At 46.2% G+C, this 14,774-nt stretch carries 11 protein-coding genes and 1 riboswitch; of the genes, 7 read left to right on the top strand and 4 right to left on the bottom strand.

Annotation, left to right across the window (positions count from 1 at the left end):
* The first annotated feature begins 110 nt into the window (after positions 1-110).
* The 3 genes from B4H10_RS07240 to B4H10_RS07230 all read left to right on the top strand — a co-directional run bounded on the left by B4H10_RS07240 (position 111) and on the right by B4H10_RS07230 (position 6,848).
* Positions 111-1,349 (top strand): Zn-dependent hydrolase, encoded by a 1,239-nt coding sequence (locus B4H10_RS07240; protein ID WP_170087950.1) that lies wholly within the window; start codon positions 111-113, stop codon positions 1,347-1,349.
* Between the two features lie 106 nt (positions 1,350-1,455).
* Complete coding sequence (speC, locus tag B4H10_RS07235) at positions 1,456-3,612, top strand: ornithine decarboxylase (protein ID WP_059075669.1); 2,157 nt, start codon at positions 1,456-1,458, stop codon at positions 3,610-3,612.
* Between the two features lie 584 nt (positions 3,613-4,196).
* Complete coding sequence (locus B4H10_RS07230) at positions 4,197-6,848, top strand: YadA C-terminal domain-containing protein (RefSeq protein ID WP_292018541.1); 2,652 nt, start codon at positions 4,197-4,199, stop codon at positions 6,846-6,848.
* Positions 6,849-6,985: 137 nt separating this feature from the next.
* Here the strand turns inward: B4H10_RS07230 and B4H10_RS07225 are convergent, their stop codons facing one another.
* The 3 genes from B4H10_RS07225 to B4H10_RS07215 form a co-directional block, all read right to left on the bottom strand.
* A complete protein-coding gene (locus tag B4H10_RS07225; RefSeq protein WP_059075671.1) occupies positions 6,986-7,249 on the bottom strand; it encodes a heavy-metal-associated domain-containing protein in 264 nt (87 codons plus the stop codon).
* A 113-nt stretch (positions 7,250-7,362) separates the two neighbouring features.
* Entirely contained in the window at positions 7,363-8,220 is an 858-nt protein-coding gene (gene metF, locus B4H10_RS07220) for a methylenetetrahydrofolate reductase [NAD(P)H] (protein ID WP_075581513.1), read from the bottom strand.
* Between the two features lie 30 nt (positions 8,221-8,250).
* Positions 8,251-9,084 carry a MetQ/NlpA family ABC transporter substrate-binding protein gene (locus tag B4H10_RS07215; RefSeq protein ID WP_292018540.1) on the bottom strand — a complete coding sequence of 278 codons (834 nt, stop codon included), beginning with the start codon at positions 9,082-9,084 and terminating at the stop codon, positions 8,251-8,253.
* Between the two features lie 78 nt (positions 9,085-9,162).
* Positions 9,163-9,257: riboswitch (SAM riboswitch) on the bottom strand.
* A 447-nt stretch (positions 9,258-9,704) separates the two neighbouring features.
* Between B4H10_RS07215 and B4H10_RS07210 the strand changes: the two genes are divergently transcribed.
* From B4H10_RS07210 to B4H10_RS07195, 4 genes are read left to right on the top strand one after another with little or no spacing between them, the layout of a single operon-like run.
* Positions 9,705-10,514 (top strand): energy-coupling factor ABC transporter ATP-binding protein, encoded by an 810-nt coding sequence (locus B4H10_RS07210; protein WP_059075674.1) that lies wholly within the window; start codon positions 9,705-9,707, stop codon positions 10,512-10,514.
* A gap of 1 nt (position 10,515) precedes the next feature.
* Positions 10,516-11,199, top strand: coding sequence for an energy-coupling factor transporter transmembrane component T (locus tag B4H10_RS07205; RefSeq protein ID WP_075581510.1), 684 nt, complete (start codon positions 10,516-10,518; stop codon positions 11,197-11,199).
* 13 nt (positions 11,200-11,212) lie between these two features.
* A complete protein-coding gene (locus B4H10_RS07200; RefSeq protein ID WP_292018539.1) occupies positions 11,213-12,703 on the top strand; it encodes a tryptophan transporter in 1,491 nt (496 codons plus the stop codon).
* Positions 12,634-13,263 carry a GDSL-type esterase/lipase family protein gene (locus B4H10_RS07195; protein ID WP_292018538.1) on the top strand — a complete coding sequence of 210 codons (630 nt, stop codon included), beginning with the start codon at positions 12,634-12,636 and terminating at the stop codon, positions 13,261-13,263. Before B4H10_RS07200 ends, B4H10_RS07195 begins: the two co-directional genes overlap by 70 nt.
* Positions 13,264-13,359: 96 nt before the next feature.
* On the opposite strand, the gene B4H10_RS07190 is transcribed toward B4H10_RS07195, so the two are convergent.
* Complete coding sequence (locus B4H10_RS07190; RefSeq protein ID WP_059075678.1) at positions 13,360-14,544, bottom strand: PucR family transcriptional regulator; 1,185 nt, start codon at positions 14,542-14,544, stop codon at positions 13,360-13,362.
* Positions 14,545-14,774 lie beyond the last annotated feature (230 nt).

The following is a 14,774-nucleotide window of genomic DNA, read 5'->3' as shown; positions in this document are numbered from 1 at the left end:
GCTGTGAGAGACAGAACCCAATCCCCGATAAACGGGCTCTCATGGCCGCTTTTGTTTTTATGCTGTTCATGCTATGATATGTCATAGTATATAAAGAAAGGAAAGTTTCTATGATAACAAAAGCAGAACGAATAAAGAAAGATATAACGACGATTGCCCAGTTTCAGTCGAAGAAAGGACGGGGATGTAACCGTTTTTCCTATACACCGGCATTCCGGCAAGCTGCTGATTATATCGCAGAAGAAATGAAAAAAGCCGGACTTACCGTACGGGAAAATGCCGTAGGTGCCATATTAGGGACCTTGCAGGGAGAACAACCGGAACTCGCCCCTGTTGTTTCAGGCAGCCACCTCGATTCTGTGCCAGAAGGAGGCAATTTCGATGGGATTGCAGGTATCTGTACCGCACTGGAAGCGGCGAGGGCTTTTCACGATGCAGGAATCCGGCCCCGCCGGCCTTTTTGCTGTATAGCTATTCCGGAAGAAGAAGGACCTCAGTTTGGCTCTGGCCTGTTTGGAAGCCGGGCTATGTGCGGGCAACTTTATGACGATGAAATTCATCGTTTCCGCAATGCTCAGGGGCAATCGATTGCAGAGGTCCTTACGGCCTATGGTAAGAATCCTGAAAAAATTGCCAGTGAGACGATACATACAGGAGACTGGGCTGCTTTTTTAGAATTGCATATCGAACAAGGGCCTGTCCTTGACCGGGAACATCTTGAACTGGGAATCGTTGAAGCAATTGTAGGATTGAAATATTATTTTGTTACTATTAAAGGAATTTCTAACCATGCAGGTGCCACACCGATGACAATGCGGGCTGATACTGTATTAGCTATGGCAAACGCTGTATCGGCCGGCGCTGATACAGCGTTGACATTGGGAGACGGTACGGTCTTTACCACCGGAATAATCCAGACTCATCCCGGGGCAGGTAATATTATCCCGGATAAGACGGTGTTTTCCATTGATTGCCGGAGCCGGAACATGAATAGTATTGAAACGGTCATGAAGGCTGTAAAGGCCTCATTGGAAACGAGTAAGAAACAGAATCCCGGCCTTTCCTATGCTATAGAAGAGCGGTTACATGCCGATCCTGTCGAAATGGATCAGTCTTTGCAGAACCTTCTGGAAACTCAGACACAGATGCTTCATATTCCATACAAACGCATGTGTTCTGGAGCCGGTCATGACACAATGGTTTTCAATCATTTGATGCCGACTGCTATGATTTTCGTACCCAGCCGGGATGGAAGAAGCCATGTGCCGGAAGAATGGACCGATTACAGGTATATCCAACAGGGGGCCGAAGTCCTCTATCAGACACTTCGACAGCTTACGGCACAATAGGAATGAATATATCTTATTAAATTACCTGTCAAGTCTTGTTATTCTTATATATTAAGACTAAAATAGGGCTATCAAATTGAAAGGAAGAGGATAGGAGAGAAAACATATGAAACATTTAAAGATTGCGTACAGTTTTGACGTGCAGTATTATTTTGTGGACAGCGACCGGGAAATCGTGCCTGTAGAACAGACGGATTTTACCGATGTGGCTGTCGCCGTCTTATCAGATCAGGATTATGACTACATTGATACCATCGATGCTACCGGGTTTGGCATCCCTATCATGGTCATCATGCCAAGTGGAGAAAAGCTGCCGTCTCATTATCTGGATAAGGTAGACATGGTCCTTTCGGAAGAAATGGTCAATAAGAGCCGTTGCATTGAAACGGCGGAACGTCTGGCCAGTAATTATGAACAGACTGTATTACCTCCGTTTTTCGGGGAGCTTGTCGAATACGTCAGCGAAAAGAACAACCCATTCGACTGCCCGGGCCATCAGGATGGCGCCTTTTTCAAGAAGCATCCGGCAGGCCGGTATCTGTACGATTTCTTTGGTTCTCATATTTTTCAGTCAGACATCTGTAATGCCGACGTTACTCTGGGGGATCTGCTCATTCATGAGGGACCGGCTCTCGATTCGCAGGATTTTGCGGCCAAGGTCTTTCATGCAGACAAGACCTACTTCGTCCTCAATGGGTCATCGGCATCCAATCGTGTCGTGACTAATGCGCTTCTTACGCCGGGTGACCTGGTACTCTATGATCGGAATAATCATAAATCAGTAGCCATCGGGGCGCTCATACAGGCCGGGGCTACGCCGGTATACCTGGAAACGGCCCGCAATCCCTATGGGTTTATTGGCGGCATTGATGCTCATTGCTTTGATGAAACGTATCTGCGGCAGCTTGCTGCTGAACGGGACCCGGAAAAGGCGAAGCAGCCCCGCCCGTTCCGTCTGGCAGTCATTCAGCTGGATACGTATGATGGGACTCTGTATAATGCCCGCTACGTAGTAGACCGCATTGGTCATCTCTGTGATTACATCCTCTTTGATTCAGCCTGGGCCGGATATGAACAATTCATTCCCATGCTCAAAGATAGCAGCCCGCTGCTCCTGGACCTGGGAAAAGACGACCCGGGCATCTTTGTCGTCCAGTCTGTACACAAACAACAGGCCGGTTTTTCCCAAACGTCACAGATTCACAAAAAGGATAGTCATATTCACGACCAGCCGCGCTATGTGAATCACAAGACTATTAATAACGCATTCATGGCTCAGGCGACGACGAGCCCGTTTTATCCGCTCTTTGCTACTCTCGATGTCAATGCCAAAATCCATGCCGGTGACGCCGGGCGCAAGATGTGGCGGGACTGTGTAAAAATGGGAATAGAAGCCCGCAAAGATATTCTTCGCCGCTGTCACTATATCCGTCCCTTTGTGGCACCTGTAGTGCATGACCGGCCGTGGCAGAAGGGAAATACGGAAGCTATGGCCGATGATATTGATTACTTCACTTTTGAACCCGGTGCCAGATGGCATGCCTTTGAAGGGTATGGTCCCAATCAGTATCGCGTCGATCCCTGTAAACTGCTGCTGACGACGCCGGGAATCGATGCCGAAACGGGAGAGTATGAAAACTTCGGTATCCATGCCAATATTCTGGCTACGTATCTGCGGGGAAATGGAGTCATTCCGGAAAAATGCGATCTCAATTCTATCCTGTTTTTGCTGACGCCGGCAGAAAATAAGAATAAACTCCGTTTTCTCACGAGCCAGCTTGTCCGCTTTGAACGGTTTGTGGATAACAACGTCCCTATGCAGGAAGTCCTGTTGGGCGTATACAATAAGTACCCCGGCCGCTATACGGGATATACGCTGCGGCAGCTTTGTCAGGAAATGCACGACTTCTTCAAAGACCGGAATGTTAAGGATTTGCAGAAAAAACTATTTCGCAAAGAATTTTTCCCGGAATACGTCATGCGTCCCCAGGAAGCTCATTATGCCTTTATCCGGGGTGAACGGGAACTGGTGCCTCTCGATGAAATCGAAGGCCGCATTGCTCTGGAAGGAGCGCTGCCATATCCTCCGGGTGTCCTTTGCGTCGTACCAGGTGAACGCTGGTCCCATACGGCTGTCCAATATTTCAAGGCATTGGAAGAAAGCCTGAATGAACTGCCCGGCTTTGCACTGGAAATCCAGGGCGTATACCTGGAACACGAAGGTGACCGCATCCGTGCATATGGATATGTATTAAAAGAATAGAACAGGAATGTTGCTGTGTATTATAAAATAAAAGTCTGTCGCATGCCAGGTGCGGCAGACTTTTTGTCTACAGTGTCAAAATTATTGCTTACGTATACGATGCTAATGAATATTTGCATATATTTTAAAACAAAATTGACATGGAAAAGATAGCACATTACATCAATAGGATAATAATATATCCATTTCGTGACAAATATATGTAAATTTGATACAATAGGGTCAAGCAAAAAGATTTATTTTTTTGTTTATTATTTTATAGGAAGGAGGTGGCAATATGGCTCCTGACCAGTGTATATTTGTGCCGATGATGTGCAATACAATATATGAAAAGAAGAAAATTTTTGCGCCTCAAATATACCGGGGGGGGTATTTGTTCGACACTATTTTCTATTAATATAACTATTAATATAAGAAATCATTACTATAAATATAAAAAAAGATACAGCTATTACAGCATGCTGCCTGTTTTATATTCTCTGCTCCTTTCCTTGGGTAACCTGACATGCCGGTCAGGAACAAGGGAATTTAGTTCGTGAAATAAAAATTCATAAGTGTATTTCATGTAACAGGAGGAGAGAATCATGAATTTATCAGGGAAAAAATTGACGACAGCTATTTTAGCAGGCTTGATGGGTGCCACCATGTTCGGTGGCAGTGTATTTGCTGAAGTTTCGGATCAGGAATTTAACGAAGTAAGACAAGGCGTTAATTCAAATACACAAAGAATTTCACAATTGGAAAATGCTCAATCGGCGGCAAAGGATTACTCCACGGATATTGCTGCTAATAAGACGGCTATTGCTGATGAAGCTACTGCCCGTACGGATGCCGATACGCAGCTGGATACCCGGATTACCAACGTAAAGGAATATTTGGAAAATCAGACAGCAGCCAATTACGTCAGCAAGACCGATGCAGCGGTACAAGATGGTGCTGTTGCTAAAGCTGGCAATACCATTGGCGAAAATGTAACTAATCTGGATGGCGCCTTGGCCCAAGAAACAGCAGCCCGCATTGGTGCTGATGCTGCGCAGGATAAGGTTATCAAACAGGTCAATGATAATCTGGTAAATTCTGTCAACACGATTAACAAGAACGTGGCTGATGGGTTCAATGCACTGAGTGCCGTGGATTTGCAGGAAGCCCAGACCCGTGCAGCTGCAGATAAGACGCTGCAGGATAATATCAATGCAGAAGCTACTGCCCGTGCGGATGCCGATACGCAGCTGGATACCCGGATTACCAACGTAAAGGAATATTTGGAAAATCAGACAGCAGCCAATTACGTCAGCAAGAGCGACGCAGCGGTACAAGATGGTGCTGTTGTTAAAGCTGATAAGACCATTGGTGAAAACGTAACCAAACTGGACGGCGCCTTGGCCAAAGAAACGGCAGCCCGTATTGGTGCCGATGCTGCGCAGGATAAAGTTATCAAACAGGTCAATGATAATCTGGTAAGTTCTGTCGATACGATTAACAAAAACATTGGAACGATTACCAATCAGCTCAATAAAAACGATCTTGCTGAAGCTCAGGCCCGTGATGCTGCAGACCAGACCTTACAGAAAAATATCGATGCAGAAACAACAGCTCGCCAGACCGATGTTGCCAACCTTCAGAAAAATATTACCGACTCTTTAACTAACCAGGGTAAGATTAATGAAACGTTGACTACAGCCGTTCAGAATAACTCTAAGGCTATCGTTGATAGTGCAAAGAATTTGGAAAAACATCTTTCTGACACCGATGGCCGGGTAGATAAGGCAAATGCTGAAATCCATACAAATGCAGGCAACATTGCCCAGAATAAACAGGATATTGCTGATATTCAGAATACCTTGAAAGGTGCAAATGCCTTTGCATCTGCCGATGCGACTAAAGCTGCTACGCAGGCAGCTAGTGATGCTACGGCAGCTGCTGAAAATGCCAATAACGTTGCGAATGGATTGAAAGATCGGGTCGATTTGATTTCTAATAACCAGAATGTCACATCGGAAAGCGATTTGATTAAGAAAGATCAGTCTGTCGGTCAGAATCTCACTAATGTAGATACGGCTCTTCATAAGGAAATTGCAGACCGTATCGGTGCCGATGCCGCACAGGATAAGGTTATCAAACAGGTCAATGAAAATCTGGTAAGTTCTGTCAACACGATTAACAAGAACATCGGTACGATTACCGATCAGCTGAATAAAAACGATCTTGCTGAAGCTCAGACTCGTGCAGCTGCAGATAAGACGTTACAAGATAATATCGATGCAGAAGCTACTGCCCGTGATCAGGCCGTTGCACAGGAACGAGCTGAACGCAAGGGCGCTGATGCCGCACAGGATAAAGTCATCAAACAGGTCAATGACAATCTGGTAAGTTCTGTCGATACGATTAACAAAAACATCGGTACGATTACCGATCAGCTGAATAAAAACGATCTTGCTGAAGCTCAGACTCGTGCAGCTGCAGATAAGACGCTGCAAGATAATATCGATGCAGAAGCTACTGCCCGTGATCAGGCCGTTGCACAGGAACGAGCTGAACGCAAGGGCGCTGATGCCGCACAGGATAAAGTCATCAAACAGGTCAATGACAATCTGGTAAGCTCTGTCAACACGATTAACAAGAACGTAGCTGATGGATTTAATGCACTGAGTGCCGTAGATTTGCAGGAAGCCCAGACCCGTGCAGCAGCAGACCAGACGCTGCAGAATCAGATTGCAAACAATGCACAGGCTATCGGCACGACGAAAGATGGTAACTATGTCAAGAGCAATAATAGCGTTGGCCAGAATCTGAATGCCCTGGATGCCCAAGTAGGTCAGAATAGTGCTAATATCAATCAGTTGTTCAGCGATTACAGCTCCATGAAGACAGACATCAATAAAGTCGGTGCTCGTTCGGCTGCATTGGCTGGTCTTCATCCTCTCGACTTTGATCCGGCTAATAAACTCAACTTTGCTGTTGCTTCCGGTTCGTTTAAAGGCGAAAACAGCGTTGCTCTCGGCGCATTCTATCGCCCGAACGAAAATGTCATGTTCAGTGCTGCCAGCACTATGGGTGATTCCGACAATGCGTATACCTTTGGACTGAGCTTTAAGATTGGCCCGTCCTCGGCTAAGACAAAGACCACTTCGCCCGATGCGGAAGAACTGTACAAAGTTGTTGGTCAGTTACAGGATCAGTTAGCGGCTCAGCAGAAAGAAATTGAACAGCTCAAAGCAGAAAAAGCTGCCAAATAACCTGTCGTAGCAGAAACAACAGTGGAAGTAAAATAGAATACACTACAAAGAACTAGAGCCTGTCATCTGACAGGCTCTAGTTCTTTGTATGCGGCATCGTAAGTACACATGCATCAGAATGGTAGTGACGACGCTTTTTATTCTTTTGTATCGGTAATCTTGTCTACGGAATAGCCGGCATTGACGACGGCTTTAAACATGGCTTTTTCATCCGCCTCATCGGTTACATGGACGGTAGCCCGTTTATCCATAAGGCTGACTTTGGCTTTCACGACGCCAGGTACGGCTTCCAACGCTTCTTTTACGTGGGCCGCGCAATGGTCGCACATCATGCCGCTGATATAGATATATTTTTCTTTTCCTTCCTGACTGGAACCGAAAAGGTTACTGAAGAATCCCATGTATATCCCCTCCACATCTCGTATATGAGAATGAATTTTATTATATACATCTATTATACGGAAGAAATGGCAAAAATACAAGTCAATGCAATCCGGTGTTTGTCTTATGAGTGCTACAGCAGTGTGCGGATAGCGTTGGCAATGCGGGTGGCCACGTATGGATTGTTCATGGTGTAGATGTGGATGCCGTCTACGCCGTTGGCCAGGAGATCTACAATTTGATCGATGGCATAGGCGATTCCGGCATCGCGCAGGGCGATATTGTCATGACCATACCGGGTCAGGATCTTCTGGAATTTCAGTGGAAGAGTAGCTCCGCAAAGAGTGACCATCCGTTCTATTTGTTTCTTGTTGGTTACGGGCATGATACCCGCTTCGATAGGAACGCGGATTCCAGCCTGGGTCGATTTGTCGAGGAAGTTGTAAAAATCGTGATTATCGAAGAAAAGCTGGGTGATGAGTTCGCTGGCACCGGCATCGACTTTGATCTTCAGATGGTCTATGTCTTCTGCCAGTGTTTTAGAATTGGGATGGCCTTCGGGATAGCATGCGCCGATGATATTGAATTCATCACCTGTCTGTTGACGGATGAAGGCGATGAGGTCACTGGCATGGGGAAATACGCATTTCGGTTCGATGCCGGGCGTTTTATCTCCGCGCAGGGCCAGAATATTTTCGATACGGTGTTCCCGTAATTTCTGCAATGTATCCAGTACTTCATCTTTGTCCAGGTTGATGCAGGGCAGATGGGCTGCCGTTTCGCAGTTCAGGCTTTTGATTTTGGAAGCGACTTCTACGGTGAGATTTCCTCCTTTGCCGCCGGCACCGCAGGTGACGCTGATAAAATCCGGATGGAGACCGCTCAGTTTTTCCAGTGTCGGATAGACCGTTTCAACGGGAATTTCTTTTTTGGGCGGAAAGACTTCAAAGGAAAAAACAGTTTTCTTAGAAAATAAATCACAAGTTTTCATCTACATACCCCTCGTCATGAAATAGTGTTATCAGAAGCTGGGAATAATAGCTCCGTTATATTTTTCTTCAATAAATTTCTTTACTTCCGGTGATTGCAGTGCTTTTGCCAGTTTCTGGATTTCCGGACGATTTTCATCACCGCGGCGTACGACCAGAACGTTGGCATAAGGCGAATCCTTGGATTCGGTGAATAAGGCATCCTGTAGCGGATTGAGTCCGGCTTCGAGAGCGTAATTGGTGTTGATAAGTGCGATATCTACATCATCCAGGGAACGGGGAATCTGGGCGGCATCGAGTTCGATGAACTGGAGGTTTTTGTCATTTTTTTCAACATCCTGCACGGTAGATGCGATACTGCCTCCGTTCTTCAGGCTGATCAGGCCGGCTGTCTGGAGTACGAGAAGTGCACGGCCACCGTTTGTAGGATCATTGGGGATGGCGACTTTGGCATTTTGTCCAAGCTGGGCCAGTTCCTTGATTTTATGGGAATAAATGCCCATAGGTTCAACGTGGACCTTGCACAAGGCAACCAGGTCCGTACCGTGTTCGTTGTTGAATTTTTCCATATACGGTTCATGCTGATAGAAATTGGCGTCTAGTTCTTTATCCTGCAAGGCCAGATTCGGTTTGACATAATCTGTGAATTCGATAATGTTCAGGTCTACTCCTTCGGCGATGAGCATGGGCTTGATTTCTTTCAGGATTTCCCCATGTGGTACCGGTGATGCACCGACAGTAATTTTGACATTCTGAGATACTTCCCGGCCACCGGCCGGTTTCTGTCCTCCGCAGCCGGTCATGAGAACAGCTGCAGCTCCTATAGCGATGGCAGCAGCGGTTATCCAGACTTTCCATTGTTTCATACTATCCCTCCTGTAATCTAAAGCCTCCAGAGGGCATAAAAAAGACTCTTTCCCGAAAGAGAAAGAGTACAGTGATTTTCTTTATCTCCCGGAATTTCTTCCGCAGGAATTGGCACCGTATTATCGGTTGCCGGGTTTCATAGGGCCCGTCCCTCCGCCACTCTGGATAAATGTATATACCGTCATAAGACAGTACGTAATGAAATTGTTGAAGTTATTTTACCATGATTGCAGAATTTGTCAAGGAAGAAAAAAGATTGGCTGATTTCTCTTGACTTTAAGAAAAAAAGCCGTATAATTACAAGTAATCTACATAGTATTGTCGATGAACGAAACGAGTACGTGTACAGCGACAGCTACAGCGAGCCGATGGCAGTGAGAGTTCGGCGCCGGTCCGTACAGGGAATGGATTCGGGAGATGCGGCCTGAACGGTGACCAAGTAGGGTTCGACGGTGTAGTTCCACCGCTATCAAAGAAACGTGTATCGCTCTTTTTGAGGGCCGTACATAGTGAGATGGGCTTTATAAGCCAATGTGGGTGGTACCGCGGAAGAATCAGACCTTTCGTCCCTTTAGAGGGATGAAAGGTTTTTTTATTGTTTAAGAGAGGATGAACAGGAATGCTGGAAATGAGAGATGTGACGTTCCACTACACAGACGGTACACCTGTATTGGAACATATGAACCTGACGATTGGTACCGGTGAATTTATCGGCCTGGGCGGCCGCAACGGCTGTGGGAAGACGACGGTAACCCGCTTGCTCATGGGTCTTGAAAAACCCGTATCGGGAGATATTTTCCTCGATGGGAAAAGAATCAACGATGAAGAAGCGGCAGCCCGCAGTCCCTATATCGGATATGTATTCCAGCGGCCAGAACGGCAGATGTTCCGACCGACTGTGCGGCAGGAAGTAGCTTATGGACCGGAACAGCTGGGCCGCAGCCGTGAAGAGGTTGCATCGGCTGTTACAGCAGCGCTGCAGGCTACAGGGCTGGAACATCTGGCAGAAGCTTATCCACCCAATCTTAACCGGGGAGAAAAACAACGCGTTGCCATTGCGTCGGCCATTGCCATGCACACACAGTACCTTATCCTCGATGAACCGACGAGTGGCCAGGACAGTGCCGATAAAAAATCGCTCATGGCACTTTTATCCCGGCTTCATCGGGATGGACTTACCATTCTTATCATCAGCCACGATATGGATATATTTGCCGAATACTGTCAGCGGGTCATCGTTATCGGACATCATACGAAAGCCTTTGACGGGACACCACAGGATTTGTTTACGAAAAGAGAAGACTTGTATGAATTAGGATTGAACCGGCCTGATGCCGTGACGTTGTCTCAGGCTGTAGCGGGACTTCCATATTGCAAGTCCGTTGATGAATTTACGGCAGCCATGCTGCAGCGTCTGGGAGGGAAATAAGATGAAACATTTTGTACCAGTAACAAAATTATTAGGCACTGTTGCTTTTTCGTTCTGGGCTCTCGTGCTGCACACGCCAGGCCCTCTGGCAGCCCTGGTCGTCATCGAACTAGTCCTTTTGGGCTTTACCGGCAATATAGCTCGCAACTTTAAGGCTGCCATGAGCCTGGCTGTCTTTGCTGTTTTCCTGGCAGTGGTACAACTTCTGGGAGGCGGTTCTCTCGAATCGGCTTACGTTACGGGACTTCGGATGCTGGCGATGACCATCGTATTTATCATCCTTCTCACGACAACGCGGCTGCAGGATTTGACAGCGGCGCTGGTCAAACAAATCCATATTCCATATGAATATGCGTTCATGTTTACAGCAGCACTGCGGTTTGTCCCCGATTTCATTGCCGAAAGCAAAACGGTTCAGGAGGCACAGGCCTGCCGGGGGCTTTCAACAAAAGGTAATGTCTTTAAGAAATGCATTCATTACATGGGTGTCATTCAGCCGTTGATGCTTAAATCCCTGGGGCGTTCAGAAACGATGGCGCTGAGCTTGGAATTACGGGGGTTTGGCAATAATGAACATAGCTTTATGGCAAATGTACGGCCAGCCGGCTGTGACTATGCCGTTATGGCTTTATTCGTGGGAGTGAGTGTACTTGTCGTGTATATGCGTATTTTTGGCATAGTCTGAGGGGGAACGGGAAATGAAACATATTGAAGATATCAGCACATTAGAATTTCATCACCGTCAGGGTGGACAATTCCGCTGGATTACCATTACGACGCTGATGCTGGCTATTGGTACTATCTTGCATCTCGTATCGCCAAGCGTTGGCGGTGTCACGCCAAACTGGACCATTGCAACGTACTGTGTGGCTATCTGCCTGACCAAACCGACCTATCGGCAGGCTCTGGGCATTGGCCTGGTAGCAGCACTGATCAACGTCCTTACCTCTAAATCAGGCTTTCCTTATGGCAATCTCATCAGTGAACCCATAGGAGCTCTGACTTGTGCTTTTCTGGTTAAAAATCTCGCTTTACTGAAATTCCGCGGCCATTCGTGCCTGCCTGTCCTGACGGGCTTCGCGGCTACCTGTATGAGTGGCGGTGCTTTCGTCACGATTTTGAAATTTGCCTTAGGCCTGCCAAATAATGTTTATTTTACGGGCATGCTGCCGCTGGTTGTTATCGTCGGTGCACTCAATGCTGTAGTAACACCACTTATGTATTTTCCGGCTCTTCGCCTCTTCGTATCGCGGGGAATCCTCGATTCTCTGGAAGAACAGAGTGTCACTTCGGATCACAGCCAGTATGATTTGAAGCCGTCTGTCCCGGGACTTATTTCCATTGAACATCTGTCTTACACTTACAACAAACAGACGACGCCGGTCCTCGACGATGTGAGCCTGGCTGTGCATAAGGGAGATTTCCTTGTCATTACCGGCGAAAGCGGCAGTGGCAAGAGTTCCCTCTGTATGGCTATGACCGGTGCCATTCCTCATTACTTTGGCGGTGTCATGAAAGGCATGGTGTATGTGGACGGAAAGGCTACGACGCAGACAACCATTTCCCGTCTGGCCAGCCGTGTCGGTGCTATGCTTGACGATTATGACAGTCAGCTCGTGGCTATGACGGTGGAAGAAGAAATCGCCTTCAGCCTGGAAAATCAGGGTGTAGCACCGGATAAGATTGAAACGGCTATTACGGAGGTATTGGAAAAGGTTAAACTGACGCCGTACCGTACACGGCAGCTGACCAATTTATCCGGCGGACAGCGTCAGCGTCTGGTTATTGCCGGAGTGCTGGCGACCAATCCGGAAATCCTCGTATTCGATGAACCGACATCGGCTCTCGATCCGGAAGGAACCCATGATTTCTATGAACTGGTTCACGAATTGAATGTTCGTTACGGACATACTATCGTGGTTATTGAACATAATCTGGAAGCGGCCCTTCCTTATGCCAACCGGCTGGTGCTTCTCGACCATGGCCAGCTCCGGTCGGATGGAGATGTAGAAACGACACTCCGCTACATGTATGACCATGATATCTATGCGACGGCTGTACCGAAAGTGTTTGCCTGCCAGATGGATCTGGAAAAGGCGGGATATCAGTTTGATCAGCCATGGCTTTCTGTAGAAGCGGCAGTCCGGTCATTGCAGGATGCGGCACCGGCACTGGAACGGGCGGTGTAGCCATGCACCTTCTTTGTCTCGGTGACAGTCTGACTTATGGATACGATGTACCTCCGGAAAAGGGCTGGGTGAATCTCCTGTCGGATTCCCTGAAATGGGAAGTCGATAATCGCGGATTGTGCGGAGATACAACCTGGGGAATGCTGACACGGCTGCGCCGGCTTGCCTTGTCCGGGTACGACGCTTTTTTCCTCATGGGCGGATCTAATGATATACTGGAAGATATTCCGGTGCGGGAGATACAGGCTAATATAACGGCTATGATACGGCTTTTGCAAAAACAACATAAACCCGTTTATCTGGGCATTCCGCCCTGCACACGGCAGGAAAGCGCAGACTATGGCTGGCAGGCCCGGGAAGATGTAGATAGGCATAATGATATTTTATCAGATTACCGGATATGGCTTCTTCAACAGTGCCAGACAGAAGACCTCCATCCCATCGACTTCTATACAGTCCTGCAGAAATCACCGCATTACGCAGACGGTGTTCACCCTGATGAAACCGGCTATCGGCTTCTGGCAGATGCAGCCATATCGGTCATGAAGCTGGGATATTGAAACGTGTGGTATAACACCGATTATACCGACACACATATTGTTAAGAAAAATGAATCGCCAATGCAATGATTCCCTTTTGATTGCATTGGCGATTTTTTATAGTTCGATATTGCTGCATTCTTCTATCTTTATAGCTAAGGATAGTTTTTCATATGATTCTGGTTGCAAGAGATTGCATGATAAGAGGTGGCTAATCTGTTTCAGACGATACCGGATTGTATTTTTGTGCTGGCCTAGCTCGTCAGCCGTTTTGTCGATATTGCCACCACATCGTACGAATGATATAGCCGTTGTCATCAGGGCGGTATGATTTTCTGAGTCATAATCGCGGATAGGGTTTAAAATAGAAGAAGTAAAGTGCTGCATAGCGGGTTCGTGACAATAGGGAAGCAGAATGCTATGGATGCCTAACGTATCATACATTTGATAAGGGTGTGACAAATCTGTGTGGAAATAACTGCTGTAGATAGCTTCTTCTATACAGAGTTTTATTTTTCGTTCCCGGTAGTGGATAGAACTAACACCCATATGATACGAAACGGCCAGTGAGCCAACTGGTGTATCCAGAATTTGCTGGGCTAATTCGTCTGGCCGGGCATTTTTAAAGTTATGGGAAGAATAAATGTATAAAAGTCCGTTTTTGTATCGTAAAAGGGTATTATACGAGGTCAACAATCCTGCGTATTTGGCCGCAGATTCCATCTTCATATAGTCATTGGTAGTTAGTGGTGTATCAGAGCGGAAATACATGCAAAAGATATCAGGCTGCAAACAGGGGTTAATTTCCAGTTGTAGTTCTTTTTGTTGTTTGTCATGTTCGGGTAAAGTAATAATACGGGAAATAATGTGCTCAAATTTGTCGAAATCATAAAGAGACTGTAGCCGTTTGTAAATATTGATAATTATTTTTTCAAAATATTGTTCGGAGTTTTTTATAAGAATAATGGGAAAACCAGCCGAGTCGGCGAATCGTAATACATGGGGAGATAAAGGCAGACTATACACATTTTTTATAACAAGACCGCTACAATTGCGGTGATGCAAAAGTCGTATAGCATCAATTAGACAGCCGGGATCTTCTTTAGCATATTGCAGACTGGATAAGATAAGCTGGTTGGGGATGAAACTTAATTTCGTGTATTTATTTTTTAATGTCCGGTCATATTCATAATCCAAAATTCCGCATGAGGTTATTTGATTGGAAACACCTGTGGCACCAGCAATGAGAGTAAAACCAGAGAACTCAGGATAATGCAGAATCTCAGCGATTGTTAATTTCAATAAAACCACCCCGTGTATTTTGTATAAAAAAATAAGATAAATTTAGTATATCTGCATAAAAAGAAATTTGCAAGGCGAAAATATGAATAAATGCCTCCTAATAAATTGTATAAATAAATAAAATAATAAGTAATAATTAGGAAATAATACAATGATTATACATTGAATGCATTGGGTGTTTTATATAAAATTTATTTAGAATACAATAGTAAATAAAAGGACTGAAGGGA

Source organism: Megasphaera sp. UBA4382 (assembly GCF_002391155.1).
Classification (GTDB): domain Bacteria; phylum Bacillota; class Negativicutes; order Veillonellales; family Megasphaeraceae; genus Megasphaera; species Megasphaera hexanoica.
Note: the sequence above shows the minus strand (reverse complement) of the source record. Positions and strands in the feature narration are given on the sequence as shown.

Bases quoted from the DNA above. Each gene is read 5' to 3' on its own strand.
- B4H10_RS07240 (WP_170087950.1), top strand. From the start codon at position 111: ATGATAACAAAAGCAGAACGAATAAAGAAAGATATAACGACGATTGCC.
- speC (WP_059075669.1), top strand. From the start codon at position 1,456: ATGAAACATTTAAAGATTGCGTACAGTTTTGACGTGCAGTATTATTTT.
- B4H10_RS07230 (WP_292018541.1), top strand. From the start codon at position 4,197: ATGAATTTATCAGGGAAAAAATTGACGACAGCTATTTTAGCAGGCTTG.
- B4H10_RS07225 (WP_059075671.1), bottom strand. From the start codon at position 7,249: ATGGGATTCTTCAGTAACCTTTTCGGTTCCAGTCAGGAAGGAAAAGAA.
- metF (WP_075581513.1), bottom strand. From the start codon at position 8,220: ATGAAAACTTGTGATTTATTTTCTAAGAAAACTGTTTTTTCCTTTGAA.
- B4H10_RS07215 (WP_292018540.1), bottom strand. From the start codon at position 9,084: ATGAAACAATGGAAAGTCTGGATAACCGCTGCTGCCATCGCTATAGGA.
- B4H10_RS07210 (WP_059075674.1), top strand. From the start codon at position 9,705: ATGCTGGAAATGAGAGATGTGACGTTCCACTACACAGACGGTACACCT.
- B4H10_RS07205 (WP_075581510.1), top strand. From the start codon at position 10,516: ATGAAACATTTTGTACCAGTAACAAAATTATTAGGCACTGTTGCTTTT.
- B4H10_RS07200 (WP_292018539.1), top strand. From the start codon at position 11,213: ATGAAACATATTGAAGATATCAGCACATTAGAATTTCATCACCGTCAG.
- B4H10_RS07195 (WP_292018538.1), top strand. From the start codon at position 12,634: ATGGCTTTCTGTAGAAGCGGCAGTCCGGTCATTGCAGGATGCGGCACC.